We start from the raw sequence: 26,442 nt of genomic DNA on the forward strand, positions 1-26,442 counted from the left end.
TGCCAACCTCTCTTTACCCTTGCCTGCGGGCACCAGCATGGCCAGATTGCGGGTATGGCCAGAATTGCTCATCTTCCTGATCGCGCCGTACTCGGTATTTCGGGGGCGGACCGTGTCTCCTTCCTGCAGGGGCTGGTGTCGAATGACATGACCACCGTTGCCCCCGGCCATGCCGTATGGACGGCCTTCCTGTCCGCACAGGGCAAGTGGCTGGCCGATTTCTTTGTCTTTGCCGACCCGGAGGGCGTGCGCCTGCTGGTGGACTGTGACCGCACCCAGGCCGACATGCTGCGCCAGCACCTGTCACGCTACCGCCTGCGCGCACAGGTCGAGATTGGCGAGACGGGCTACGCCGTGCACGCCGCATGGGGCGATGAGTTCATCCCGCCCGCAGGCTACCCCACAGCCCCCGACCCCCGCCTGCCGCAGGCGGGGTGGCGCATGCTGCTGGGCCACCGTGCCCCCGAAGCAACGGTGGATGACGTGGATTATGACCGTCACCGCCTGGCGCTGGGCCTGCCCGATGGCGTACGCGACTGTGAAAGTGGCAAGACCCTGCTACTGGAAGCCAATTTCGACCAGCTTAATGGCATATCATGGACCAAGGGCTGCTACATGGGGCAGGAGCTGACCGCGCGCACCCGCTATCGCGGGCTGGTGCGCCGCCACCTGCTGCCCGTGGCAGCCGACCGGGAACTGCCGCCACCGGGTACGCCCGTCATGGTGGACGAGACGGTTGTGGGGGAAATGCGCTCCTCACGCGACAGCATTGGCATGGCCATGATTCGCAACGAGTACATCCATGATAAGACTTTGGCGGCAGGGGGTCACGCGCTGCATGTAAAGGTACCGCACTGGTTCGCCCTGCCCGACAAGGCTTGATTGACGACCGTTTTCTTACACTCGGCCCGGTTTGCACAAGACAGAGAAACAAGACAGATGCCCTATACGCCCCCAGACCCGTCCGTCCGCGCCACCATGCTGGACAGGATCCGCTTCAACGCCGACGGCCTGATTACCGCCATCGCCCAGCAGTACGACACCGGCGAGGTGCTGATGCTGGCTTGGATGAACCGCGAAGCGCTGGACGAGACCCTGCACACGGGCCGTGTCTGTTACTACTCGCGCAGCCGCCATGCTCTGTGGCGCAAGGGCGAGACATCAGGCCAGGTTCAGACGCTGGTCGATGCCCGACTGGACTGTGACCGCGATTCCGTGCTGCTGCTGGTGAACCAGAAGGGCGTTGCCTGCCACACGGGTCGGCGCAGCTGTTTCTATAACGCCCTGCGGCCCGAAGGGATCGTGGAAATCACACAACCCGAAGTTTCGGCGGAGGATCTTTATGGCACAGCCTGACAAACCGGCCCCCGGTAGCAAGGAAGAGCGTGACGAACAGATCGGCAAGCTGGTCTGGATCGGGATTACCGTTTTGGGCACGGTGATCATGGGCATCTTCATGCTGCGCACGGAACTGCATGCCCTGATATCGGAAAACGAACCCCTGCCGCCTGGCGCATCCGCCCCCGCCATACCGGGCGATGACCAGAGCACCCCGGTCTCCCCCGCAGTAAGGGCTACGCCGAACGGGTCCGCACAGTAGTTGCGGCCAGCAGGTCCATGATCTCGTCCGCTGCCGCGCTGGCCGGGTCTACCCCCGGTCCGCGCAGCAGCGTGCGGATATGTTCAAAACCCGTGCGTTGCAGGGCACGGCTGGCAGGATCGCGTAGAAGGCGCACCACAGTGGTGGCCAGCAGGGCGGGCGTGCAGCGTTCCTGCAGCAGTTCGGGCACCAGCCTGTGCCCGCACAGCAGGTTGACCATGGCCACGTACGGCACCCGGATCAGACGCCGCGCCATGGCCGCCGTCAGTGGGTTGACCCGGTAGGTCACCGCCATAGGCACCCCCGCCATGGCCAGTTCCAGCGTAGACGTGCCCGATTTGGTCAGCGCCGCATCGGCCGCGGCAAAGGCATCGTGCTTGTCATGCACATCCGTCACGATAATGGGCTGGACCGGCCATTTCGCGACACCTGCGCGTACGATATCGGCAATGACAGGGGCAACGGGCACGACCGGTACAATATCTGGCATACCCTGTTTTACGATGGCCAGCATCTGACCAAAGACCGGCAGCAGGCGCGGCGCTTCGGACCGGCGGCTACCGGGCATGAGCACCAGCACCGGCGCACCCGGCCCAATGCCGTGCCGTGCGCGGAAGGCCGCGCCCGACCCCGTATCCGCACCGGACTGGAGCACAGGGTGGCCGACAAAGCGCGCCTCCAGCCCGTGGCGGGCAAAGAATTCCGGCTCGAAGGGCAATAGGCACAGCATCCGTTCCCACAGGCCGGGAAATTCACGTACCCGGTGCTCACGCCATGCCCAGACCTGCGGGGCCACATAATGCAGGCGCGGAATGGAAAGCGGTGCAATCCGCCGCAGCAGGCGCAGGGTAAAGCCCGGACTGTCGATGGTAATGACCATATCGGGCCTGCATGCCGTAATATCGGTAACTGCCTGGTCCAGTCGGCGCGAGAGATGGCGCAGGCGGGGCAGTACTTCCATCAGTCCCATGACAGCAAGGTCACGCAGCGGAAACAGCGAGCGCAACCCCTGCCCCTGCATGCGCTCCCCCCCGATCCCGACAAACCGCACGCCCGGACTGCGTACACGCAGGGCTGCCATAAGGCGCGCACCCAGAACATCGCCACTGGCCTCACCGGCCATGATCCATATGGTCGGGGCAGCGCAGGACATGCCGGTTACGGCAGGCGGAGGACTGGAGGAAGGTTCGATCATGCCTGACCGGCTTATCGTGTCGGTGCGGCAAGCGCAAATACTGGCTGAACCGCATACCTGCAAAACATAGAAAAGTTTCTGGTGAAGCTTGTTTCAGAAAGCTCCATGGAACGCTGTCTTTTTGAAGAAAGACGGCATCAAGAAACTTTTATTACTTTCCGTGTCCCATTAATGCGCCAGCATGTCGCGTATGGTTGCACGGATGTCATCAGGCAACAGCACGTAATGCAGGGAAAGCGCTGCTTCTCCCCCATTGCGCATGCTCCAGTCAAAGAAGGCCCGCACGGCATGGCCCTGCGGCGTGTCGGCCCTGTCCTGCGGCAGCAGGGCGTAGGTGGCGGCCATGATCGGCCATGCACCGGCACCATCACCATCAAGCACATCGGCAGCGTGGGTTGCATCCTGCGCCCAGCGGGCCGTCGCTACGGCCCGGCTGAAACTGTCCTGGTCGGCCATGACCCGGTCCCCATGGCGGTTGCGTAGTTCGACGACTGGCATGTGGTTACCTGCCGCATAGGCATATTCCACATAGCCTATGCTGCCTTCGGTATTACGTACGGCGGCAGCAATGCCATCATTGCCCCGTGCGCCTTCGCCCACCGGCCATTCGATGGAGGTGCCACTACCCTGCTCCTTTGCCCATCGTGGCCAGACGCGGGCAAGATAGGAGGTAAACACGAACGTGGTGCCGGAGCCATCCGCACGCCGTACGGGGGCGACCGGTATGGCAGGCAGGTCCATGCCGGGGTTTTCGGCCATGATGGCGGGGTCATTCCACATCGTGATGTCACCGGAATACAGCCGTGCCAGCAGTTCACCCGTCAGGCACAGATGGGCCGCATCCACACCCGGCAGGTTTACCACCACCACAATGGCACCCAGCACGGTAGGGAACTGGAGCAGGTTGTTCTGCGCCAGTTGGGCCGCACCCATCGGAGCATCCGATGCCCCAAAATCAACCGTGCGGGCCTTGACCTGGTTCTGTCCGGCGCCAGAGCCTATGGTCTGGTAATTCAGGCGGATATCCGTCGCATGCGCAACCGCCGCCCCCCACGCCCCATAGATCGGCGCGCCAAAGCTGGACCCTGCCCCCGTAATTTCGGTGGCATGGGCCAGCGACGGCAGACCCGCCGTGCCCAGCAGCATCGCCAGCACACCGCTCATGCCACGCCATACCCGCAGGCGGGTGGCGGGGCGGTTAGTTACGCAGGGCGGCATTGCAGCTTTTCTGCGCCGCTGCGAGCACCCGTTCACAGACAGCTTCGATTTCCGCATCGGTCAGGGTCCTGTCCATTGGCTGAAGGGTTATCTCCACACCCAGCGACTTGTGGCCCGCCGGGATCTTGTCGCCTTCATAAGCATCAAACAGGCTGACCGCGACAATCAGGTTGCGCTCGGCCCCCTTCACGGCGCGCAACAACTTTTCTGCCGGAACGTCCGCTTCCACCACAAAGGCGAAATCACGCCGCAGTGGCTGGAACGTGGAAAGTGCCGGCGGCCCCCTGCGCTTGCGCTTGGGTTCGGGCACCATGTCAGGATACAACGTGAATGCACACACCGACACATCAATGCCGCGCGCGGCCAACAGGGCGGGATGCAACTGGCCAAAATGACCCAGCACCAGCTTCGGCCCCTGCCGGATCACGCCAGAGCGGCCGGGATGGTAATAGGACGGGGCATCCGTGGTAATGCCCAGCCCCTCCATCGCAGCCCCCATGGCGGCCAGTCCTGCCAGCGCATCGGCCTTGACCTGCCACAGGTCAACCGGATGGGCAGACTGCCCCGGCATGCGCGGCGAATGGCCACTGCGTATCCCGGCGGCCACCAGCTTCTGCCCATCGGGGCCAAAACCGGGCCCGACTTCAAACAGGCCAAGATCGGGATAGCCACGCGCCGCGTTGCTCTTTACCGCTGCCAGCAGATTGACCAGCGGCGTAGGCCGCATCTGGTCCAGGTCAGCCGCAATGGGATTGAGCAGGTGCAGGTCCGTGGGCGTTTCACCAAATTCGGCAGCCTGCTCCTGTGCTACAAACGAAAAGCCTACCGTTTCCAGTAGCCCACGCGCGGCAAGCTGGCGGCGCAGGCTGGCGACACGGCTCTGCCGCAGAGTGAAGGCTGGCACCGGCACGGCATTACTTACCGGCAAGGACACCGCAGGCACGCTGTCCAGCCCCCGTAGGCGCAGCACTTCCTCGATCAGGTCCACTTCGGGATCAATCGCCACCGCCCCTTCGGCTGCGGCCTGCGCGCGGGCGGCTGGCAGATCAGGCTTCTGGTCCAGCAGCATGGGCGTTGCAATGTCATTGCGCCATGAGGGCACATCCACCACAACATGCCGCGCATCGCACTCGCGTATCTTGAAACCCAGACCTTCCAGCAGGTGCACGGCATGGTCGGGTTCTTCCACCAGTCCGCCCAGCGTTTCCAGACGGGCGAATTCCAGATGCGCCTGCCGCTGCCATGCCGGTTCAGCCCCGGCGGAAACCACGCTGCCCGCTTCCCCGCCACACAGGTCAAGGATCATGCGCGTAGCGGCTTCCAGCGCCGCAGGCGGCAGGGCCTGATCCACACCGCGCTCGAAGCGCTGGCGGGCATCGGAATGCAGGTTGTGCCGCCGCCCCGACAGGGCAATGATCACCGGATCGAACAGCGCGCATTCCACGAATACATCCGTGGTGTCATCGCTGACACCGCTTTCCGCCCCGCCCATGATACCAGCCAGCGACTGCACGCCGCGCCCGTCGGCAATCACGCAGTCATCGGGCGTCATGACGTGCTCGCTACCATCCAGAGCGGTAAAGGTCTCGCCCGCCCCGCGGCAGATGGTCAGTTCCGAACCCATCAGTTTGCCCACGTCGAACACGTGCAGCGGACGGCCAAGATCGAAGGCAAAGAAATTGGTGATGTCCACCAGGGCCGAAACCGGGCGCATGCCCACGGATTCCAGCCTCTGCTTCAGCCATTCCGGGCTGGGGCCGTTCTTCACGCCACGAATGACACGCCCCAGCACCCACGGGCAGGCTTCAGGGAAGGTGATGCGCCAGTTGATGGGGGTGTCAAAATGCCCTTCCACCGTTTCCGCTCGCCACGGCCTGAGCTTGCCAAGCCCCGCCGCCGCAAGGTCACGCGCCACACCCCGCACCGCCAGCGCGTCGCCACGGTTGGGGGTGATTGCAATATCGATGACCGGGTCATCCAGTTTGGCAAACAGGGGATAGGACTGGCCTGGCGCGGTGCCTTCGGGCAGTTCGGCAATGCCTTCACTTTCCTCGCCCAGTCCCAGTTCACGCAGCGAGCACAGCATGCCGCCACTGGCCTCGCCACGCAGCTTGCCAGCCTTGATGGTGATGCCACTGGCGGGAATATAGGTGCCGGGCGGGGCAAAGATCACATGCAGGCCCGCACGCGCGTTGGGTGCGCCGCACACGACCTGCACACGCTCGAACCCCTCACCCGCATCGACCTGGCATACGCGCAGGCGGTCGGCATTGGGGTGCTGGACCGCTTCGATGATGCGGGCTGTGCGGAAGGATGCAAGGGATGCGCCGGGGTCTTCAACGCCCTCGACTTCCAGCCCGATGGTGTTCAGTGTGGCGCAGATTTCTTCCACCGTCGCCGTGGTTTCGAGATGCGCGCGCAGCCATGACAGGGAGAACTTCATCGATCACAGACCTTCGTGCAACAGGGCGGGAGACAGGGGATTTGTGCCGTAATGGCGCAGCCAGCGGACATCGCTTTCATAAAACGACCGCAGGTCGGGAATACCGTGGCGCAGCATGGTCAGGCGCTCGATCCCCATGCCAAAGGCAAAGCCCTGCCATTCCCGCGCATCCAGGCCGCAATTGGCCAGCACACGGGGGTGAACCATGCCGGCACCCAGCACTTCCAGCCAGTCATCGCCCGCGCCGATCTGCCCGGTCCTGCGCGACCAGCCGATATCAATTTCCATGGATGGCTCGGTAAAGGGAAAATAGGATGCGCGGAAGCGCACCGGCAGGTCCGGCATCTGGAAAAAAGCGCGCAGGAAGTCCGACAGGCACCCCTTCAGGTGGCCCAGCGTAATGCCCTTCTCGATCACCAGTCCCTCGCACTGATGGAACATGGGCGAATGGGTGGCATCATGGTCGGCGCGATAGGTACGGCCGGGGGCGATGATGCGGATGGGCGGCTCATGCCCCAGCATGGTGCGGATCTGCACACCCGATGTCTGGGTGCGCAACACGCGTTCGGGCTGGCCCTCGGCCTCGGCCGGCAGGTAGAACGTGTCCTGATCCGTGCGGGCGGGATGGTGCGCGGGCGTATTCAGGGCCGAGAAGTTGTGCCAGTCGCTCTCGATATCCGGGCCTTCGGCGATCTGAAACCCCATTGCACCGAAAATGGCGGCCATTTCCTCGATCGTACGGGTAATGGGGTGCAGGGCGCCATCCGCTTCCGGCGCACAGGGCAGTGTCACGTCCACGCGCTCGGCTGTCAGACGGGCGTTCAGGGCAGCCGCCTCAAGTTCCTGTCCACGCGCCTCGATCAGGCGGGTCAACTCGTCACGCAGGCGGTTCAGCGCCGCGCCCCGCGTACGCCGCTCATCTGGCGTCATGCGGCCAAGCTGCTTGAGGAGTGCGGTCAGACTGCCCGACTTACCCAGCGTGCCCACGCGCACTGCATCCCACGCGCGCTGGTCGGTCGCGGCAGCGAGTGCCTGAACTGTCTGTTCCCTCAGGGTTTCGAGATCGTCACTCATAGCACCTCGCACAGGCTCACGTCGGGCGGCTGGCAAGAGGTATCTACCGGCGGGCCAGACCCGGCGCATGGAATAGTGGCCGCCACCGGCAATCGGTGCGGCACGGGCATTGCATTAAAAACAAAACGGGCCGCCCGAAGGGACGACCCGTTTCGTGGACCTGTCGCCACGCGGGCGCGGGACAGGGGTCAGGCCAGAGCGGCCTGCGCCTTCTTCACGATTTCAGCAAAGGTTGCTGCATCGTCATAGGCAATGGCGGCGAGGACCTTGCGGTCGATCTCGATGCCAGCCTTGTCCAGACCGTTGATGAAACGGCTGTAGGTCAGGCCATGTTCACGCACTGCCGCGTTGATACGCTGGATCCACAGGGCGCGGAATTCGCGCTTCTTGTTCCGGCGGTCACGGTAGGCATACTGAAGCGACTTTTCCAGACGTTCCAGCGCAATGCGGTAGTTGGTGGAGGAACGGCCCCGGAAACCCTTGGAGGCTGCGAGAACTTTCTTGTGGCGGGCAAGCGTCGTTACGCCGCGTTTCACACGTGCCATATCTCAGGTGCTCCTTATGCCAGACCGTAGGGGGCCCACTGTTTTACAGTGCGACCGTCCATTTCCGTCAGCACCTGCGAACCACGGTTCGTGCGCTTCATCTTCTGCGAGCGGTTGATCAGGCCGTGGCGCTTGTTGCCGGGACCTGCCAGCACCTTGCCAGTGGCGGTGATCTTGAACCGCTTCTTGACCGATGACTTGGTCTTCATCTTGGGCATTTTCTTCTCCTGAATATCTGGTGCCCGTGTTTCTGCCTGCCGTTTGGGGCAGACGTAAACACTCCATTGCGGCCGGGCATGCCCTACAGGCCCGGACGCGCGAACAGGCAGGCTATAGACAACCCGCACCCTGCGATCAAGTCCCTTCGCACGCATGCATGCGCTTTCCCCCACCGGCGTGCTGCTATAGGGGGAAAGGCAGGTTGAAAACAGGAGAGAATACAATGACACAACGCGTAGCCTACGTTACCGGCGGTAGCCGCGGCATTGGCGCCGCCATTGCGAAATCACTGGCTCAGGATGGCTACGACATCGCCATTTCCTATGCCCGCAACGAACAGGCGGCACAGAAAACGGTTGATGAGGTCAAGGCACTGGGCCGCCGGGCCATGGCCATCCGCTGTGATGGCGAAGGCAGCGGCAACCGTGCCGCCATCCAGCGCGTGGTGGCCGGGATGGGGCGCATCGACGCCCTGGTCTGCAACGCCGGCATCTATCCCTATGGCGACGTGACCGAGATGACGGACACGCAGGTCGATGCGGTGCTGGGCCTGAACGTGCGCGCCGTCATGATCGAAACCATCGAGGCCACGCGCCACATGACGCAGGGGGGGCGCATCATCCTGATCGGATCGACCTTTGCAGACCGCTCCCCCTTTCCCGGCATTTCACTGTATTCGGCGTCCAAATCGGCGCTCAACGGCTTTGCACGGGGTGCAGCACGTGACCTTGGCCCGCGCGGCATCACCATCAACGTGGTCCAGCCCGGCCCGATCGATACCGACATGAACCCCGCCACCGGCGCTGCCGCCGACATGCTACGCAGCTTCATGTGCCACAAGGAATACGGCAAGGTGAGCGACATCGCATCCGTGGTGTCATTCCTGGCCAGCCCACAGGCCAGCTTCATCACCGGGTCGGCACTGACCACCGATGGTGGCCTTGCAGCCTGATGCCTGGCGCGCGGGTGGCGGCACGCTACCCGCGCAACAATGGCAGATCATGCTTGAGAAGACTGTCCACTCAACCACAAAGGCGGCATGACGCACCTGAACCTGCTCACACGACCGTTTAGTCCAAATCCCCAGAACATGAACCGTATAAGGCATAAGGTAGCAGATGCCAGAGCTGGAAGATTTGAAGGCACTGCTTCAGGCATATGAACCCGTCATCTTTGATGATGAGGATACTTATTTCGATTAAGAAGATGAAGAAATCGGAGAATCGCCTCCGCGCGACGACTTCGTTCGGGTTAACGTATTCCCGGAACATTACAGGCTGCCCGAACACAAGCGCAGCAGCATGCCGGACCCTTATGCGTCCGTGCGCAGGCTGGAGCCACCCTCCTCCTGCATATGTCCAAGGACATCCGCGCCCACATCCATCCAGTCGAACAGGGCCGCCACACCATCGAGGCCACGGCGCATGGCCGACCTGAAACGACTGGAATGAGACATCACGGATGGCGCACAACCTGCGCTATTGGTGGGGTACCGGGTTCGAGCAAATCCACCGCCACCCGACTTCACTACCAGACGCCGGGTTACGCGGTCATGACCATCAATGTGAGCGTCATGTCCGAATTCACTATCCCTGACCGGCACTCACCATATCTTTGGCGATGCCGAACTCTGCGCCATCGTGGAATGTCTGGTCATGACAGGCGTGGCCAATGCGTGAATCATCCTTGATCAAGTGGACAAGCCCCCAAGAATGGGCGCCACGGCAGCGTGCAGGATGCCCTGCTCCCGCTGCCTGACATGCGGGCATTCCAACTGAAAAGGCCAGAATAGCATCCATTTCCGCCACACTCGCAAACGGGCGGTTACATTACCAGATTAATGCTTTCATGACCGAAATGCAGATCAGCGGTAAACCATGCTGCCATGTAACACAGAGCCAGCACGAACCATGACCGGCCCGACATCCCATCCGACCGCCCTTTTCATGACCGCATGAGTGCACACCCCTCCATCATGTCCTGATACTGTCCGGTATCGGGATGGCAGAGTTTGGCCACGACCCCACCATCAGAATGGACATGCAAAAGCCCGCCTGTGCAGTGCCTTATGCAAATATCTTGCACAGAAACCTGACCAGCGAGACAATTCAATCAATAATTTAGGGATAAAGTGGCTGGGGGACCTGGATTCGAACCAGGGCTGACCGGGTCAGAGCCGGTAGTTCTACCGCTAAACTATCCCCCAGCAAGGAGAAAGCGGCGCGATGCGCTGCGGTGATGTGGCATATAGCCGCCTGCCGCGGGGGACGCAACCCCTGCAATGGCTTTTTCACAAACTTTCTCTTTTGGCTTGCGTTTTATGCAGAACACTCAACACAATAGGTAATACCTTGGCCGTTAACGGGTATTGGATGAACAATGGTCCAGCACAGGCTCAACGCCGCAAGACATCAGCAGGAAACACTTCCCTCGTTCGCACCTGTCACGAACCGGCACAGGGCGCGCGTGCCACTCTATGCCGCTATTGACCTGGGCACCCATAACTGCCGCCTGCTGGTGGCCCGCGCGGGGGAGAGTGGCCTGCGCGTGATCGACAGCTTCAGCCGTGCCGTGCGTCTTGGCGAAGGGCTGCACCATTCCGGCAAGCTGGCCGAAGCCGCCATGGAGCGCACCATCACGGCACTGCGCGCCTGTGTTGCCCGCATGGGACTGTACGAACTGCACAGCCACCGCGCCATCGCGACCGAGGCCTGCCGCAGGGCGGCCAACGGCATGGATTTCATTGCCCGCGTCATGCACGAGACGGGGCTGAACATATCCGTCATTTCCGCGCGGGAGGAAGCCGAACTGGCGCTGGCGGCCTGCAATTCGCTGCTGCACGGCCACGGCGGCACTACAGGGCGGGACCTGCTGTTCGATATCGGCGGCGGATCGACCGAAATTGCATGGGCACGAATCGACCGCAATGCCCGCCGCCATGACCTGTCGGGCTATGTCAGCCTGCCGGTGGGCATCATGACGCTGGGCGAACGCTACGGCAGCAATATCTTTACGGATGCCGGCTACCATACGGCGGTAGAGGAAATCGGCAGCGTGCTGCGCGGCTTTGATGATGTGCACTGCATCACCCGCGAGATTGCGCGGGGTAATGTCATGCTGCTGGGCACCAGCGGTACGGTCACGACACTGGCCAGCCTGGCACAGGGACAGGGGCGCTACGAACGCGCGGGGATTGACGGCTCCAGCCTGTCCATACCGCAGGCGCTGGACATGATCGGCAACCTGCGCCGCGGGGGCATGGCCGGACTTGTGCGCAACCCCGTTATCGGCCCGGACCGGGCGCGCTACCTGCTGCCCGGTTGCGCCATATTCGAGGCCATTGCCACTACATGGCCCATGGCGAATGTTACGGTGGCGGACAGGGGATTGCGTGACGGGCTGCTTTTACGCATGATCGGGGACCGCAGGCAGCACGGCGGCCTCGCCCCCCTGCCCTTTTCCCTTTCCCTGCATCATCATATGGAGCACCGGGTCAGTACCTGACCGCGTCCCGTCATGAAACAGCGTTCTTCCACCCGCGTACCGGGCAAGGCCCGCACCAGCAGTCTGACCCCCGGCACAGGCGACAGCAGCACCGATGGACGGGCCGCGCAGACCAACCGGACCAAGACCGTAACCGTAAAGAAAGCGCGCGGCCGCACCACCGCCCAGCATCGCTGGCTGCAGCGCCAACTCAATGATCCCTATGTGCAGGCAGCCCAGAAGCAGGGCTGGCGCTCACGCGCCGCCTTCAAGCTGATCGAGCTTGATGACCGCTTCCACCTTATCCAGCCCGGCACGCGCGTGGTCGACCTGGGGGCCGCACCTGGCGGGTGGACGCAGGTTGCGGTCAAGCGTGGCGCTGCCGAAGTGGTGGGCGTTGACCTGCTGCCGGTTGACCCAGTGCCGGGTGCCACGGTGATCGAGGGTGATTTCAATGACCCTGCCATGCCCGGCCGCCTGACTGACCTGCTGGGCGGCAAGGCCGACCTGGTCATGTCGGATATGGCACCCAACACCACGGGCCATGCACCGACCGATCACCTGCGCATTATCGGGCTGGCGGAACTGGCGCTGGATTTCGCCACACGCATCCTTGCCCAAGATGGGGCATTCGTGGCCAAGGTGTTCCAGGGCGGTTCGGAAAAACAGATGCTGGCGGAACTCAAGCGCCTGTTCACGCAGGTCCGCCACGCCAAGCCACCAGCCAGCCGCAAGGAATCGAGCGAGCTTTACGTGGTGGCAACCGGCTTTCGTGGCCTGGACGCAATACAGGACTGATCCGGGCCACGATCATGCCTGATGGGATCAGGCCGCGTGATGGTCGTCCCACAGCCACGCTGCACCACGCACACCAGAACTGTCACCATGGCGGTTGCGCACGATCGGCGTGGTGCAGTTGGGGGTAATGGCGTAACGGCGCATCAGGCGGGGCACGCGCTCATAAATCGATTCAAGGTTGGACACGCCGCCCCCCAGCACGATCACGTCGGGATCCATAAAGTTGATGGCCATGGCACAGGCGCGGGCCATGCGATCCATGTAACGGTCCAGCGCGCCAATCGCGGTCAGGTCGCCCGCTTCGGCTTCCTGCTCGATATGGGCGGCACTGCGGTGACCTGGCCCTTTCCAGTCCTGCGCCAGCGCCGAACCGCTCAGGAAGCGTTCCATGCACCCTTCATTGCCGCAGAAGCACTTGGGCATCGGGAATTCTTCAAGCCGTGGCCACGGCAGCGGCACATGCCCCCACTCCCCTGCAATATGGTTACGGCCGATCAGCAGCTTCCTGTCGATCACGATTCCAGCCCCCATGCCCGTGCCGATAATCACGCCAAACACGCTATGATGCCCCGCACCCGCGCCGTCGATCGCCTCGGACAGGGCAAAGCAGTTCGCGTCATTCTCGATGCGCACCTCACGGCCAAGGGCTGCCGTCATGTCACGAACCAGCGGCTGGTTGTTGAGCCATGTAGCATTGGCATTCTTGATCACGCCCGTATCGGGGCTGATTGAACCGGGAATGCCGATTCCCACCGTGCCCGTTCCACCCAGTTCCCTGTCCACTCCATGGATCAGTTCGCACATGGCCTGAATGGCGGCGGGATAATTGCCAGGATTGGTAATGCGCCGGCGCACACGCTCGGCTCCATCCATGGCAAGGGCGGCTATTTCGATCTTGGTGCCACCAAAATCAATTCCAATGCGATAGGAGCCCATGCAGAGTCTTTCTTTCATCATGTTTTATCAACGGCGCGTTTTCTTTTATGGTCATACCTGTATGGAACATCAAACCCTAGTATGCACGGGCATGATTGCCCCCACCACGGAGACATGGCTCCCATGAGCGAGATAGTGCTGGACGCCCGCGGACTGAGCTGCCCCCTGCCCGTGCTCAAGGCCAACCGCATGCTGCGCGGCCTGCAGCCCGGCGCACGGCTGCGCGTGATTGCAACCGACCGCGCATCAGTCGCGGATTTTCAGGCATTCTGCCGCGAGACCGGCCATGCGCTGATTGCATTCGGGGAGGAAGGCGGCACGCTCTCCTTCGTCATCCGGCGCAGGCCGGATGCGGCAGCCGGTCCCGCCACGGTGTCCATGCCCGCATAAGTGCCAGAACCGCGCAAAACACGTTGTACCCTTGGCAGGATGCCCCACATGGATGTAAGCCCTGCGCCAACCAAGTCATTTTCAGGAAATGCCACGTACATATGACCCAGGACCTGACCCACCTTTCGTTCGAGGACGCACTGGCCGAACTGGAGACCATCGTGCGCCAGCTCGAGGTTGGCCAACTCAGGCTGGAAGATGCCATCACGTCCTATGAGCGTGGCGCCGCCCTGCGACAGTACTGCCAGAAAAAACTGGACGAGGCCGAGGCCCGCGTCCAGGCGATTGTCCAGCGTGCCGATGGCGCGCTGGATGCAAAACCAATGGATTGATGCACCAGATGAGCCAAACAACAGCCCCCTCGTCCCGAACCGACAGTGCGGATCGCATGGCCCGTCTGCGTGCATCCATGTCTGCGCGCGCCAAGGCCATCGAAGGCATGATCGACCGCCTTATACCCCGCGTTGAAGGGGGCGAGGCCCGACTGATCGACGCCATGCGCTATGCAACGCTGGGTGGCGGCAAGCGCCTGCGCGGCTATCTGGTGGCCGAAGTCGCCAGCCTGTTCAAGGTGGCTGCTGGTGGGGCGGACCGTGTCGCGGCATCCGTCGAGATGCTGCATGCCTATTCGCTGGTGCATGACGACCTGCCTGCCATGGATGATGATGACCTGCGCCGTGGCCAGCCTTCCACCCATAAAAAATTCGACGAAGCAACCGCCATTCTCGCTGGTGACGCGCTTCAGACCATGTCATTCGACATCCTCGCCAACCCGCTGACACATGGCAGCGCGGAGGTGCGCATCAACCTTGTCCGCGCGCTGGCTGATGCCTCGGGGGCTGCGGGCATGGTCGGTGGCCAGATGATTGACATGGAAGGCGAAGGCCGCGCGCTGTCGCTCGAAGAAGTCGCGCGCCTGCATGCGCTGAAAACCGGCTGCCTGATCCGCTATTCGGCCGAGGCTGGCGCGATCCTCGGTCAGGCCAGCGAGGATGTACGCAGCCGTATATCCGCCTATGGCCGCGACCTGGGCGCGGCGTTCCAGATTGCCGATGACGTGCTGGACGCGACAGCCAGCGCCGAGGAACTGGGTAAGACGGCAGGCAAGGACGAAGCGGCGGGCAAGTCCACCTATGTCGCCCTGCTGGGCGTGGAAGGGGCCGCGAAGGAGGCCCGCCGCGTAGCGGAACAGGCTTTATCCCATATCGACATCTTTGGCCCCGAGGCTGATCGCCTGCGCGATCTGGTCCACTACGTGGTCGAGCGCAGGAACTGAGTGACATGACCGACAGCAAGACGCCCAACGCGATTCCCACCCTTGGTCGCTACCCGCAGCTTGACCGGGTCCGGGCCCCCCATGACATGCGCAACCTTTCGGTGGAGCAGCTGAAGCAGCTGGCGGACGAACTGCGCGCCGAGACGATTGATGCCGTCTCCACCACCGGCGGGCATCTTGGCGCGTCGCTGGGCGTGGTGGAACTGACGGTCGCGCTCCATGCCGTGTTCGACACGCCCGATGACCGGGTGATCTGGGATGTGGGCCACCAGGCCTATCCGCACAAGATCCTGACCGGGCGGCGCGAGCGCATCCGTACCCTGCGCCAGCCGGGCGGCCTTTCGGGCTTCACCCGCCGTAGCGAGAGCGAATACGACCCGTTTGGCGCGGCCCATTCCTCGACCTCCATTTCCGCCGGTCTCGGCATGGCCGTGGCCCATCACCTGCGCGCGGAAGAAGACCCCGCCTACCGCGAACGCAATGTGATTGCCGTGATCGGCGATGGCTCGATCTCGGCAGGCATGGCGTATGAGGCGATGAACAACGCGTCGCATTGCGGTCCGGGGGCCGAGCGCCTGATCGTGGTGCTCAACGACAACGAAATGTCGATCGCCCCCCCGGTGGGCGCGATGTCGAACTACCTTTCGCGGCTCATGTCCTCGCGCAAGTTCCTTTCCTTGCGCGAACTCGCCGCCAAGATGGCCAAGCGCCTGCCCGGCCGGCTGGAACGCACGGCGAAGAAGGCGGATGAATACGCACGCGGCATCATGACCGGCGGCACGCTGTTCGAGGAACTGGGCTTCTATTATGTCGGCCCCGTTGACGGCCACGACATGAACCAGCTGGTCCACATCCTGCGCAACCTGCGCGATGCCGAGGATGTCGGCCCCGTGCTGCTGCATGTGATTACCGAAAAAGGCCATGGCTACACCCCGGCCGAGTCGGCAGGTGACAAGTATCACGCCGTCTCCAAATTCAATGTCGTGACCGGTGAGCAGAAGAAGGGTCCGTCCGGCCCGCCCAGCTACACCTCGGTCTTTGCCAAGGAACTGGTGCGCCAGGCCGCGACGGACGACAGGATCGTCACGATCACCGCCGCCATGCCGTCGGGCACGGGGCTGGACAAGTTCGCCAAAGCCTATCCCGATCGCTTTTTTGATGTGGGCATTGCCGAACAGCACGCCGTGACCTTTGCCGCCGGTATGGCGACCGAGGGGCTGCGCCCGTTCTGCGCCATCTATTCCTCCTTCCTCCAGCGCGCCTATGATCAGGTGATGCATGACGTGGTGCTGCAGAAACTGCCGGTGCGCTTCGCCATCGACCGCGCGGGCCTGGTGGGGGCCGATGGCGCAACGCATGCGGGTTCCTTCGATATCGCCTACCTTGGCTGCCTGCCCGGCATCACGCTGATGGCGCCGAGCACCGAGGTGGAACTGATGCACATGACCGCCACCGCCATCGCGTTTGACGAAGGCCCGATCGGCCTGCGTTACCCGCGTGGCGCCGGGCTGGGGCTGGCGCTGCCGGCAGCGGGCGAGGTGCTGGAGATCGGGCGCGGACGAATCGTGCGCGAGATGGCGCGCCAGTCCGGGCCGGAACAGGGTGGCATTGCCATCCTCTCGCTTGGTCCCAGGCTGGAACATGCGCTGAAAGCCGCCGACATGCTGGCCGCCCACGGCCTGTCCCCCACCGTGGCCGACGCCCGCTTCGCCAAGCCGATCGACACCGCACTGGTCGAACAGCTGGCGCGCAACCATGCCGTGCTGATCACCATCGAGGAAGGGTCGGTTGGCGGGTTTGCAAGCTTTGTCATGACCCATCTGGCCAAAACCGGCCTGCTGGACCGCGTGCGCTTCCGCCCCATGACACTGCCCGACCGCTTCATCGACCATAACACCCAGGATGCCCAGTATATCGAGGCAGGGCTGGATGCGGCGGCCATTGTAGATACGGCGCTGTCCGCCCTTGGCCTGCCGCAATCGCGGCAGATGGCCTGAGCCCGTACGGGATCAGAACCGTTCATGGCAAAACGTCGCGTTGACCAGATGCTGGTGGACCGGGGGCTGGTGGAAACCCGCACCCGGGCGCAGGCGCTCATCATGGCCGGTCTGGTCCATACCCCTGACCGGCGCATAGCCAAGGCAGGCGAGCAGATACCCGAGGACACACCCCTGACACTCAAGGGGCAGGACCATCCGTGGGTCTCCCGCGGGGGGATAAAGCTGGCGCATGGGCTGGACCATTTCTGTCTCTCGCCCGCAGGCCTGACCTGCCTTGATGTGGGTGCCTCCACCGGTGGGTTCACCGACGTGCTGCTGCATGAAGGGGCCGCGAAGGTTTATGCGGTGGATGTAGGCCATGGCCAGCTTGCATGGAAGCTGCGCAGCAATACCGAACAGGTGGTGGTGCTGGAAAAATGCAATGCCCGCGCACTGGATACCACCATCATCCCCGACCCGATCGGCGCGCTGGTGTGTGATGCCAGTTTCATCGGCCTGCGTACTGTCCTGCCCGCCGGGCTGGAACTGTGCATGCCGGGCGCATGGGCCATTGCGCTTATCAAGCCGCAGTTCGAGGCCGGGCGTGAGGCCGTGGGCGCCAAAGGCGTGGTACGCGACCCGGCGGTGCATGAGACCGTATGCCAGATGATCCGCCAGTGGTGGTCAGACCTGCCGGGATGGACCGTACTGGGCATCGACCCCAGCCCCATCACCGGGCCGGAAGGCAACCGGGAATTCCTGATCGCCGCCCGCAAGAACGGGTAATCGGCGGTCGCATCGCCTGCCTGCGCTGTGATACACAGGCACAGTGGAGTAGCTGGAAACGCTCCCTCCCCTTTTATTTAATGACATGTAGAACACAGGCAGCACCGGTATGTCCTCCGTAGCCCCCACCCCGACCCGCTCACGTGACGGGACGGCGGCCTCCCTCCTGAATGACGAGGAACGCGCGCGCATCCGTGCCAAGTCCGCCCAGTTCGCCCCGCCCACGGCGGCAATGCCCGATGGCAGGCGTGACCTAGTGGGCCTATCGCGCGAGGAACTGACGGACATCATGGTCGAGATTGGCGAAAAGCCTTTCCGCACCAAGCAGCTATGGCACTGGATCTACCATCAGGGCGCCACCGATTTCTCGCGCATGAGTTCGATCGCCCGCCCGCTGCAGGAAAAGCTGGCCGAGCGTTTCGTTGTGGGCCGCCCTGGTGTGGTGACCGAACAGACATCGCAGGATTCCACGCGCAAATTCCTCTTCCGTTTCCGTGACGGGCAGGAAGCCGAGACCGTGTACATCCCCGACCGACAGGAAGACCGGGGAGCGGTATGCATTTCATCGCAAGTAGGATGCACGCTGTCATGCACCTTCTGCCATACCGGCACGCAGGCGCTGGTGCGTAACCTTGGGGCTGCCGAGATCGTGGGCCAGTTCATGGCAGCCCGCGACAGCTATGGCGAATGGCCCAGCCCCAAGGGCGATACGCCGCGCCTGCTGTCCACCATCGTGCTGATGGGCATGGGGGAGCCGCTGTACAATTATGACAACGTGGCCAAGGCCATGCGGATCATCATGGATGGCGAAGGCATCGGGCTTTCGCGCAGGCGCATCACGCTGTCCACATCGGGCGTGGTGCCGATGATGGACCAGTGCGGGGCGGAACTTGGCATCAATCTGGCCGTGTCGCTACATGCCGTGCGTGATGACCTGCGTGACGAGATCGTACCGCTCAACCGCAAATATCCCATCAAGGAAGTCATCGCTGCCTGCCGCCGCTACCCCGCCGCCAGCAATGCACGTCGTATCACGTTTGAATACATCATGCTGCGCGGCATTAACGATAGCGAGGCCGATGCGCGCGAACTGGTACGCCTGATCTCGGGCATACCGGCCAAGGTCAACCTGATCCCGTTCAACCCGTGGCCGGGCAGCAGTTACCGACCATCGACGCGCGAACAGCTTGAAAAATTTGCGAATATCGTGATGGATGCGGGCTTTGCTTCCCCCATCCGCATGCCGCGCGGCCGCGATATCCTAGCCGCCTGCGGGCAACTGCGCACCGAGAGCCAGCGCCTGCGCCGCGTGGCCCGCCCCGATGACGGGACTGATGCCGCGCAATAACCTAAAAATCCGCCCTTCACTTCTGGTCGCCCGCGCCGTGGGGTGCTAGGAGGACAGGCCGCCGGTTTACCCGGCAAAGTCGTGTTAAAAGTTTTGTGGACAGGAGCGTTCTCCCATGGCCGCCAGGGATGTCAAAAAGGTCGTTCTCGCCTATTCGGGCGGTCTTGATACTTCCGTGATTCTGCGCTGGTTGCAGACCACCTACAACTGCGAGGTCGTGACGTTCACGGCTGATCTGGGCCAAGGCGAGGAACTGGAACCCGCCCGCCGCAAGGCCGAGATGTTTGGCGTGAAGGAAATCTTTGTCGAGGACCTGCGCGAAACCTTCGTCAAGGACTTCGTCTTCCCCATGTTCCGCGCCAACGCGCTGTATGAGGGGCAGTACCTGCTGGGTACATCCATTGCCCGCCCGCTGATCGCCCAGCGCCAGATCGAGATTGCCGAACAGGTCGGCGCCGACGCGGTAGCCCATGGCGCAACCGGCAAGGGCAATGACCAGGTCCGTTTTGAACTGGCCTATTATGCGCTCAAGCCCGACATCACGGTCATCGCGCCCTGGCGCGAATGGGACCTGACATCGCGCACCCGACTGCTGGCCTTTGCCGAGGAACACCAGATCCCCATCGCGAAGGACAAGCGCGGGGAAGCGCCGTTCTCGGTCGATGCGAACCTGCTGCACTCCTCTTCTGAAGGCAAACTGCTGGAAGATCCGGCAGTTGGCCCCGAGGAAATCGTGTTCCAGCGCACCATTTCCCCCGAAGCCGCACCGGACAAGGCCACCGAAATCACCATCGATTTCGTCTCGGGCGACCCGGTTGCGATCAATGGCGTGACCATGTCACCTGCAACGCTGCTGACGCGCCTGAACGAACTGGGCCGTGACAACGGTATCGGTCGTCTTGACCTGGTGGAAAACCGCTTTGTGGGCATGAAGTCACGCGGCATTTACGAGACACCGGGCGGCACGATCCTGCTGACCGCGCATCGCAGCATCGAAAGCATCACCCTTGACCGCGAGGCCATGCACCTCAAGGACAGCCTGATGCCACGCTATGCCGAGATCATCTATAATGGCCTGTGGTTCTCGCCCGAGCGCCGCATGCTGCAGGCCCTGATCGACCAGAGCCAGCATTCGGTGACCGGTCGCGTGCGGCTGAAGCTGTACAAGGGCAACGTGATCTGCGTTGGCCGTGAAAGCCCCCATAGCCTGTATGATACCCGTGTCGTAACCTTCGAGGATGACGAGGGAGCCTACAACCAGGCCGATGCGCAGGGCTTCATCAACCTTAACGCGCTGCGCCTGCGGCTGGGGGCCAAGATCGGCCGACGCGGCGGCGCGCTCTGATCTTACGCCCATGCCCCTTCATGCTTTGCCAACAATCTGCCGAGGTGTCATGAAACGCTTTTCCCGTGTCATTCCCCTTCTTGCCGCAGTTGCGGTAGCGCTGCCACTGGCAGCATGCGGGGGCAACAAGGATGACCAGCCGGAACTGACCCCGGCACAGTTCATGGACAACGTGCGCAAGCAGCCCGGTGTCCAGACGCTGCCCGACGGGCTGGCCTACAAGGTGCTGAAATCCGGCCCCAAGGATGGCGCGCAGCCCACCATCAATGACAGCGTGATGGTAATCTATGAAGGTCGCCTGCCCGATGGCGGCATCTTTGACAGTTCCGAGCAGCATGGTCACGGCGCGTATATGCAGATGCCGCTGGAAATGGTGATCAAGGGCTGGCAGGAAGCCCTGCCCAAGATGCATGTAGGCGATACCTGGATGCTGTACGTACCGCCCGAACTGGGTTACGGGCACAAATCCATGGGTATCATCCAGCCCGACAGCCCGCTCATTTTCAAGATACAGTTGCTGGGTGTTTCCCCCAGCGGCCACTAGAACCTGGAAAAAAGCCATTCATCTGCCGGGTGAATGGCTTTTTTACCATTCAGGCATATGAAAAACGAAAAACGGACATGAAGATTGTGACCGGGCGCATGGCGTCCGCACTGCGTCTGGCCTGCATGACCAGCACCGTGGTCCTGCTGGCTGGCTGCACGCGCTACGGGCAACATGGCTATGCACGCTACCGCACCAATTGCGGCATCTGCCACCATGGCGGCGAAGGCATGAAGGGCGAGATCCCCCCCATATCGGGCCGGGTGGACCGGATTGCGGCCACAACCGAAGGCAAGCAATACCTGATGCATGTGCTGCTCAACGGACTGAACGGCCCGCTGGACATTGATGGCGTGCACTACAATTTTTCCATGCCGCCCTTCCGCACCCACCTGTCGGATGAGGAAATCGCCTCCATCCTGAGCTATCTGGCCACGCGGGGCGATACGCAACCCGTCCCGGTGTTCAGTGCAGCGGATGTCGCGGCCGAACGCGCCCACCCGATGACGACCTCCATGGTGGCGGAAGAACGCCGCCGCCTTGATGCGCTCCACCCCCTGCCCTGACCGCCCGGCGGCTTGACCTGCCGGGGCAAAGAAACGGACAATACCTTTATGCAACGCCTGTTTTCCGGCATCCAGCCGACCGGTATCCCGCAGCTTGGCAACTACCTGGGTGCAATACGCAACTGGGTCGCGCTGCAGCGTGATCATGACTGTATCTTCTGCCTGGTGGACATGCACGCCATCACCACATGGCAGGAACCTGCCACCCTGCGCCAGCAGACTTTGGCGCAGACCGCCGTACTGCTGGCATCGGGCATTGATGCGGAGCAGCATATCCTGTTCAACCAGTCCGCCGTGAGCGCCCATGCGCGGCTGGGATGGATCTTCAACTGTGTTGCCCGTATCGGCTGGCTCAACCGCATGACACAGTTCAAGGACAAGGCGGGCAAGGACCGCGAAAAGCACTCCGCCGGCCTGTATGTCTATCCCGACCTGATGGCAGCCGACATCATGGCCTACAAGGCCACCGTCGTGCCGGTGGGCGATGACCAGAAGCAGCATCTTGAACTGACCAATGACATCGCCCAGAAATTCAACCATGATTACGGGATCGCGTTCTTCCCGCAGGTCCAGCCTCTCATCCCGCCACAGGGCGCGCGCATCATGAGCCTGCGCGATGGCAGCAAGAAGATGTCCAAATCCGATCCCTCTGCCCAAAGCCGGATTGAGATGACGGATGATGCCGACACCATTGCGAACAAGATCAAGCGTGCCAAGACCGATTCCGAACCCCTGCCTTCCGAAGAGGCAGGGCTTGAAAATCGGCCCGAGGCCCGCAACCTTGTAACCATATATGCCACGCTATCAGGCAAGAGTGTGGCCGATGTACTGGCAGAGTTTGGCGGGCAGGGTTTCGGCCCGTTCAAGGAGGCACTGACAGAGGTGCTGGTGGGCGCTGTCGCCCCGATTGCCGCCGAGACCGGGCGCCTGCTGCGTGAGCCCGGTTTCCTGTGTGACACGCTGCGCGCCGGTGCGAACCGCGCCCGCGCCATTGCCGAGCCTATTGTATCGGAAGCGGAATCCCTGATCGGATTCCTGAAATAACCCTGAAAGGACCAGCCTCATGCGCCAGGAACTGCACAGTCTTCATGTCAGTACCCGGGGCAAGGGGCTGGTACCGATCGACCGGCCGGTACTGGACTGGGTAGCGCAGAGCGGGATCGAAACCGGCCTGCTGACCCTATGGTGCCGCCACACCTCCGCATCCCTGACCGTACAGGAAAATGCCGACCCCACAGTGCGGGCCGACATAGAACGCTATTTTGAAACGCTGGTACCCGAGCAGCCTGGCCGCTACATCCATGAAGATGAAGGCCCGGATGACATGCCCGCCCACCTGCGTACCATGCTCACCAATACCCAGCTTTCAATCCCGGTAGCAGACGGGCGTCCGGTACTGGGTATGTGGCAGGGGCTTTACCTGTTTGAACACCGCGCCCGCCCCCACCGGCGCGAGATTGTGCTGCATCTTATCGGCACCTGACCGACTGATAAAAAGCGAGGAAAGTTTTTGGGGTGCTGCCTTTTTTCAAACAAGCTGCATTTTCTGAAGCTTTTAAAAACGCTTCACCAAAAACTTTTCCTTCCCTTACAGCGCGTTAAGCACGGTCGCATGATGGTCGATATGGTCGGCAATGAACGACTGGATAAACCAGTAGGAGTGATCATAGCGCGGGTGCAGGCGCAGGCGTAACGCCTGCCCTGTCCGTCCTGCCGCCGCTGCCAGCAACTCGGGCTTGAGCTGGCTGTACAGGAACTGGTCGGCCTCCCCCTGATCCACCAGGATTTCAGTGGGATGGGTATGCCCCGCTTCCAGCAGCAATGTTGCGTCATGCCGCGCCCATGTGGCGCGATCGGCCCCCAGATAGGCAGCAAACGCCTTCTCCCCCCACGGCACGGTAGCGGGATGGCAGATGGGCGCGAATGCCGAAACCGACTTCCATGCCTGCGGCGCGCGCAGAGCATGGACCAGCGCGCCATGCCCCCCCATGGAATGGCCCATGATTCCCCGCCGCGCACCATCAAGAGCAAAATGCGCCTGGGTCAGTTCCGGCAGTTCCTGACCGACATAGGTGCCCATCCGGTAATGCTTGCGCCAGGCGGGGGTTGTGGCGTCCAGATAGAAGCTGGCCCCGGTACCCAGATCATAGGCATCGCCTTCCCCCGCAACACCTGCCCCACGGGGCGAGGTGTCGGGGGCGACCAGCGCAATGCCATTGCGCGCGGCAAACCGCACGGCGTTCGACTTGATCAGGAAAGTCTCGTGCGTGCAGGTCAGACCCGCCAGCACATGCAGCACCGGCACGCGTTCGCCCGCCAGTGCGCGCGGCGGCAGGAATACGCCAAAACGCGCCTCCAGCCCCAGGCTGTCGGAAAGGTGGCTGTAAAAGCCCAGGCGGCCGCCACAGGCCGCGTGTTCCTCAAGCGTCTTGATCGTGGTCATGCATCAGAACTCGACAACCGTACGGATGCTTTCGCCCTTCGCCATCATGTCAAAACCTTCATTAATGCGCTCAAGCGGCAGCTTGTGGGTAATCAGGCTGTCGATATCGATGCGGTTTTCCATGAACCAGTCCACAATACGCGGTACGTCCGTGCGCCCGCGCGCGCCACCAAAGGCCGAGCCGATCCATCGCCGCCCGGTCACAAGCTGGAACGGGCGCGTGCTGATTTCCTGCCCGGCCCCCGCAACACCGATGATGGTGGAAACGCCCCAGCCACGATGCGCGCATTCCAGTGCCTGGCGCATCAGCGTGGAGTTGCCCACGCATTCAAACGAATAGTCCACGCCGCCATCCGTCATTTCCACAAGATGACCGACCAGGTCGCCATCGGGGCCAAGATCCCTGGGGTTAACGAAATCGGTCATGCCGAACTGGCGGCCAATGGCCTCGCGCGCGGGGTTGATATCGATGCCGATGATCCGGTCGGCCCCAACCATTTTTGCACCCTGGATCACATTGAGACCGATGCCGCCCAGACCGAACACGGCTACCGTGCTGCCCGCCTCGACCTTGGCAGTAAACAGCACCGCGCCAATGCCCGTTGTCACGCCGCAGCCAATGTAGAACACCTTGTCAAACGGGGCATCAGGCCGGATTTTGGCCAGCGCGATTTCTGGCAGGACCGTATAGTTGGCGAAGGTGGAACAGCCCATGTAGTGGTGGATCGGCTGGCCTTTGAACGAGAAGCGCGACGTACCATCGGGCATCAGTCCCCTGCCCTGCGTGGAACGGATGGCAGTGCACAGGTTGGTCTTGCGTGACAGGCAGGATTTACATTCCCGGCATTCCGGCGTGTAGAGCGGGATCACGTGGTCACCGGGCTTTAGGTGCTTCACACCCGCGCCCACTTCTACCACCACACCCGCGCCCTCGTGGCCCAGGATGGCGGGGAACAGGCCCTCGGGATCAGCGCCGGACAGGGTGAACTTGTCCGTATGGCACAGGCCGGTCGCCTTGATTTCGACCAGCACCTCACCCGCGCGCGGGCCTTCGAGTTGCACGGTCTCGATTTCCAGCGGTTTGCCTGCCTCGAAGGCAACGGCTGCCCTTACATCCATGATCCGTCTTTCCCTTACATGTATGGCGAACCTGAAAGCCCGCATCAGATTGGAAACGATTAAGAGCATCATTGGCCGCGCCGTCAATGTTGCGGGGCTTTACACTTTAGGAACATTTCGATGACAAATGATGCCACGCGCCACTGGCCAGTGCCGCAGTTGGCTCCGCATGTGTTAAGCGCCACCAGTGGGGCCGCGCATTGGCCCCCGCCGTTTTAACCTCGCCGGAAAAACCATATGGTCATCAATCGCAAAATTGGTCTGTGGATCCTGATGCGCGAAAGCCTGCTGTCGCTGCTACTGCTGTGCGCGTGGGATATCGTGGTGGTGGTCATGTTCCAGATCTTCCACCAGGAATGGATGGAACAGCCCACCCTGCCCATCTCGCTTATCGGTTCGGCGCTCGTGCTGTTCATGAGTTTCCGCAACAATACCGCCTATAACCGCTGGTGGGAGGGACGCACCCTGTGGGGGGCCGTGACCAACAACAGCCGCTCCTTCGCACGCCAGGCGGGCACGATCCTGCGCGGCTGTCCTGACCTTACGCGCGCCATGGCGGCCTATCCTTACGCCCTGCGCGGCGCACTGGGGCGGCTGGATGCAAGCGAGGACATCAACCGCCTCCTGCCTGATTCCATGAAGGCAGGCGTGGAAGGCAAGGCCAATATTCCCGCCGCCATCCTGTTCCAGATCGGGCTGCGGGTGGATGCGGAATCGCGCAGGCTGGGCATAGATGGTGCGCTGCAGGGCCAGATCGACCGCATCCTGTCTGACATGAGCAACGCACAGGGCGGCCTTGAGCGCATACGCAACACGCCGCTGGCCATCCAGTTCTCGGTCCTGCCAAAGGTGGTGGCGGCCGTGTTCTGCATTATCCTGCCGCTATCAATGGTGCAGACGCTGGGATGGATCACGCCGTTGGGGTCATCGCTGGTGGGGCTTCTGTTCGTGGCGCTGGACAAGATCGGCAGTGACCTGCAGGACCCGTTTGGCAACACGGCGCATGGCATGCCCATGCTGACCATCTCGCGCACGATCGAGATCGACCTGCTTCAGTCCTGTAACCTGCCCGCCCCCCCGCCGCTGCTCCCCGTAAAGGGCGTACAGAACTGACCCCACCCCGCCGCAAGGGGCC

The 26,442-nt window shown here is 62.5% G+C and carries 28 protein-coding genes and 1 tRNA gene; 18 read left to right on the forward strand and 11 right to left on the reverse strand.

What is annotated here, in order from left to right:
* The first annotated feature begins 54 nt into the window (after nucleotides 1-54).
* Genes ygfZ through GLX_RS03380 form a run of 3 tightly spaced genes read left to right on the forward strand, consistent with a single transcriptional unit; the run spans nucleotide 55 to nucleotide 1,600 of the window.
* The gene (ygfZ, locus tag GLX_RS03370; protein WP_014104628.1) at nucleotides 55-882 is read left to right on the forward strand and encodes a CAF17-like 4Fe-4S cluster assembly/insertion protein YgfZ; all 828 of its coding nucleotides are present in this window, start codon (nucleotides 55-57) and stop codon (nucleotides 880-882) included.
* Nucleotides 883-939: 57 nt separating this feature from the next.
* Entirely contained in the window at nucleotides 940-1,356 is a 417-nt protein-coding gene (gene hisI, locus GLX_RS03375; protein WP_014104629.1) for a phosphoribosyl-AMP cyclohydrolase, read from the forward strand.
* Nucleotides 1,343-1,600, forward strand: a complete 258-nt coding sequence (locus tag GLX_RS03380) for a hypothetical protein (protein ID WP_041247142.1) — start codon at nucleotides 1,343-1,345, stop codon at nucleotides 1,598-1,600. Before hisI ends, GLX_RS03380 begins: the two co-directional genes overlap by 14 nt.
* Here GLX_RS03380 and lpxB read toward each other — a convergent pair.
* The 6 genes from lpxB to rpmI form a co-directional block, all read right to left on the reverse strand.
* The gene (gene lpxB / locus GLX_RS03385; protein ID WP_193360656.1) at nucleotides 1,575-2,795 is read right to left on the reverse strand and encodes a lipid-A-disaccharide synthase; all 1,221 of its coding nucleotides are present in this window, start codon (nucleotides 2,793-2,795) and stop codon (nucleotides 1,575-1,577) included. The genes GLX_RS03380 and lpxB overlap by 26 nt on opposite strands.
* 168 nt (nucleotides 2,796-2,963) lie before the next feature.
* Nucleotides 2,964-4,013 carry a phosphate ABC transporter substrate-binding protein PstS gene (pstS, locus tag GLX_RS03390; RefSeq protein WP_041247143.1) on the reverse strand — a complete coding sequence of 350 codons (1,050 nt, stop codon included), beginning with the start codon at nucleotides 4,011-4,013 and terminating at the stop codon, nucleotides 2,964-2,966.
* Nucleotides 3,994-6,456 (reverse strand): phenylalanine--tRNA ligase subunit beta, encoded by a 2,463-nt coding sequence (gene pheT / locus GLX_RS03395; protein WP_014104632.1) that lies wholly within the window; start codon nucleotides 6,454-6,456, stop codon nucleotides 3,994-3,996. Before pheT ends, pstS begins: the two co-directional genes overlap by 20 nt.
* Before the next feature lie 3 nt (nucleotides 6,457-6,459).
* Nucleotides 6,460-7,530 carry a phenylalanine--tRNA ligase subunit alpha gene (gene pheS, locus GLX_RS03400; protein WP_041247144.1) on the reverse strand — a complete coding sequence of 357 codons (1,071 nt, stop codon included), beginning with the start codon at nucleotides 7,528-7,530 and terminating at the stop codon, nucleotides 6,460-6,462.
* Nucleotides 7,531-7,718: 188 nt separating this feature from the next.
* Nucleotides 7,719-8,075, reverse strand: coding sequence for a 50S ribosomal protein L20 (gene rplT / locus GLX_RS03405; protein ID WP_014104634.1), 357 nt, complete (start codon nucleotides 8,073-8,075; stop codon nucleotides 7,719-7,721).
* 14 nt (nucleotides 8,076-8,089) lie between these two features.
* Entirely contained in the window at nucleotides 8,090-8,293 is a 204-nt protein-coding gene (rpmI, locus tag GLX_RS03410) for a 50S ribosomal protein L35 (RefSeq protein WP_007400447.1), read from the reverse strand.
* A 224-nt stretch (nucleotides 8,294-8,517) separates the two neighbouring features.
* On the opposite strand from rpmI, the gene GLX_RS03415 reads away from it, so the two are divergent.
* Nucleotides 8,518-9,246: an SDR family NAD(P)-dependent oxidoreductase gene (locus GLX_RS03415; protein WP_014104635.1), complete on the forward strand. Its 729-nt coding sequence runs from the start codon at nucleotides 8,518-8,520 to the stop codon at nucleotides 9,244-9,246.
* Between the two features lie 360 nt (nucleotides 9,247-9,606).
* On the opposite strand, the gene GLX_RS18390 is transcribed toward GLX_RS03415, so the two are convergent.
* A complete protein-coding gene (locus GLX_RS18390) occupies nucleotides 9,607-9,753 on the reverse strand; it encodes a hypothetical protein (RefSeq protein WP_158309219.1) in 147 nt (48 codons plus the stop codon).
* Between the two features lie 673 nt (nucleotides 9,754-10,426).
* A tRNA-Gln gene (locus GLX_RS03420) sits at nucleotides 10,427-10,500 on the reverse strand.
* Nucleotides 10,501-10,673: 173 nt separating this feature from the next.
* Here GLX_RS03420 and GLX_RS03425 point away from each other — a divergent pair.
* The gene (locus GLX_RS03425; RefSeq protein WP_014104636.1) at nucleotides 10,674-11,798 is read left to right on the forward strand and encodes a Ppx/GppA phosphatase family protein; all 1,125 of its coding nucleotides are present in this window, start codon (nucleotides 10,674-10,676) and stop codon (nucleotides 11,796-11,798) included.
* 12 nt (nucleotides 11,799-11,810) lie between these two features.
* A complete protein-coding gene (locus tag GLX_RS03430; RefSeq protein WP_014104637.1) occupies nucleotides 11,811-12,575 on the forward strand; it encodes an RlmE family RNA methyltransferase in 765 nt (254 codons plus the stop codon).
* Nucleotides 12,576-12,602: 27 nt separating this feature from the next.
* Here the strand turns inward: GLX_RS03430 and GLX_RS03435 are convergent, their stop codons facing one another.
* Nucleotides 12,603-13,511 (reverse strand): ROK family protein, encoded by a 909-nt coding sequence (locus GLX_RS03435; RefSeq protein WP_041247145.1) that lies wholly within the window; start codon nucleotides 13,509-13,511, stop codon nucleotides 12,603-12,605.
* Between the two features lie 123 nt (nucleotides 13,512-13,634).
* Here GLX_RS03435 and GLX_RS03440 point away from each other — a divergent pair, with 123 nt between their 5' ends.
* From GLX_RS03440 to GLX_RS03490, 11 genes are all read left to right on the forward strand, one after another.
* Nucleotides 13,635-13,901 carry a sulfurtransferase TusA family protein gene (locus GLX_RS03440; protein WP_041247146.1) on the forward strand — a complete coding sequence of 89 codons (267 nt, stop codon included), beginning with the start codon at nucleotides 13,635-13,637 and terminating at the stop codon, nucleotides 13,899-13,901.
* A 101-nt stretch (nucleotides 13,902-14,002) separates the two neighbouring features.
* Complete coding sequence (locus GLX_RS03445) at nucleotides 14,003-14,233, forward strand: exodeoxyribonuclease VII small subunit (protein ID WP_014104640.1); 231 nt, start codon at nucleotides 14,003-14,005, stop codon at nucleotides 14,231-14,233.
* A 56-nt stretch (nucleotides 14,234-14,289) separates the two neighbouring features.
* Nucleotides 14,290-15,177 (forward strand): polyprenyl synthetase family protein, encoded by an 888-nt coding sequence (locus tag GLX_RS03450; protein ID WP_014104641.1) that lies wholly within the window; start codon nucleotides 14,290-14,292, stop codon nucleotides 15,175-15,177.
* Between the two features lie 5 nt (nucleotides 15,178-15,182).
* Entirely contained in the window at nucleotides 15,183-17,174 is a 1,992-nt protein-coding gene (gene dxs, locus GLX_RS03455) for a 1-deoxy-D-xylulose-5-phosphate synthase (RefSeq protein WP_014104642.1), read from the forward strand.
* Between the two features lie 24 nt (nucleotides 17,175-17,198).
* Nucleotides 17,199-17,942: a TlyA family RNA methyltransferase gene (locus GLX_RS03460; protein WP_014104643.1), complete on the forward strand. Its 744-nt coding sequence runs from the start codon at nucleotides 17,199-17,201 to the stop codon at nucleotides 17,940-17,942.
* A gap of 109 nt (nucleotides 17,943-18,051) precedes the next feature.
* Nucleotides 18,052-19,290, forward strand: a complete 1,239-nt coding sequence (gene rlmN / locus GLX_RS03465; RefSeq protein WP_014104644.1) for a 23S rRNA (adenine(2503)-C(2))-methyltransferase RlmN — start codon at nucleotides 18,052-18,054, stop codon at nucleotides 19,288-19,290.
* A gap of 115 nt (nucleotides 19,291-19,405) precedes the next feature.
* Nucleotides 19,406-20,635: an argininosuccinate synthase gene (locus tag GLX_RS03470; RefSeq protein ID WP_014104645.1), complete on the forward strand. Its 1,230-nt coding sequence runs from the start codon at nucleotides 19,406-19,408 to the stop codon at nucleotides 20,633-20,635.
* A 49-nt stretch (nucleotides 20,636-20,684) separates the two neighbouring features.
* On the forward strand, nucleotides 20,685-21,179 hold the full coding sequence (locus tag GLX_RS03475) for an FKBP-type peptidyl-prolyl cis-trans isomerase (protein WP_041247147.1): 495 nt from the start codon (nucleotides 20,685-20,687) through the stop codon (nucleotides 21,177-21,179).
* Between the two features lie 77 nt (nucleotides 21,180-21,256).
* Nucleotides 21,257-21,745, forward strand: a complete 489-nt coding sequence (locus GLX_RS03480; protein WP_014104647.1) for a c-type cytochrome — start codon at nucleotides 21,257-21,259, stop codon at nucleotides 21,743-21,745.
* Nucleotides 21,746-21,793: 48 nt separating this feature from the next.
* The gene (gene trpS / locus GLX_RS03485) at nucleotides 21,794-22,789 is read left to right on the forward strand and encodes a tryptophan--tRNA ligase (protein ID WP_014104648.1); all 996 of its coding nucleotides are present in this window, start codon (nucleotides 21,794-21,796) and stop codon (nucleotides 22,787-22,789) included.
* 19 nt (nucleotides 22,790-22,808) lie between these two features.
* The gene (locus tag GLX_RS03490; RefSeq protein ID WP_014104649.1) at nucleotides 22,809-23,228 is read left to right on the forward strand and encodes a secondary thiamine-phosphate synthase enzyme YjbQ; all 420 of its coding nucleotides are present in this window, start codon (nucleotides 22,809-22,811) and stop codon (nucleotides 23,226-23,228) included.
* A gap of 105 nt (nucleotides 23,229-23,333) precedes the next feature.
* On the opposite strand, the gene fghA is transcribed toward GLX_RS03490, so the two are convergent.
* Both fghA and GLX_RS03500 read right to left on the reverse strand, forming a co-directional pair.
* Complete coding sequence (gene fghA, locus GLX_RS03495; protein ID WP_014104650.1) at nucleotides 23,334-24,188, reverse strand: S-formylglutathione hydrolase; 855 nt, start codon at nucleotides 24,186-24,188, stop codon at nucleotides 23,334-23,336.
* Nucleotides 24,189-24,191: 3 nt separating this feature from the next.
* Nucleotides 24,192-25,307: an S-(hydroxymethyl)glutathione dehydrogenase/class III alcohol dehydrogenase gene (locus GLX_RS03500; protein ID WP_014104651.1), complete on the reverse strand. Its 1,116-nt coding sequence runs from the start codon at nucleotides 25,305-25,307 to the stop codon at nucleotides 24,192-24,194.
* Between the two features lie 237 nt (nucleotides 25,308-25,544).
* Here GLX_RS03500 and GLX_RS03505 point away from each other — a divergent pair, with 237 nt between their 5' ends.
* Complete coding sequence (locus GLX_RS03505; RefSeq protein WP_014104652.1) at nucleotides 25,545-26,420, forward strand: bestrophin family protein; 876 nt, start codon at nucleotides 25,545-25,547, stop codon at nucleotides 26,418-26,420.
* Nucleotides 26,421-26,442: the final 22 nt, after the last annotated feature.

Origin of the sequence: Komagataeibacter medellinensis NBRC 3288 (genome assembly GCF_000182745.2) — a bacterium.
GTDB classification, from domain to species: domain Bacteria; phylum Pseudomonadota; class Alphaproteobacteria; order Acetobacterales; family Acetobacteraceae; genus Komagataeibacter; species Komagataeibacter medellinensis.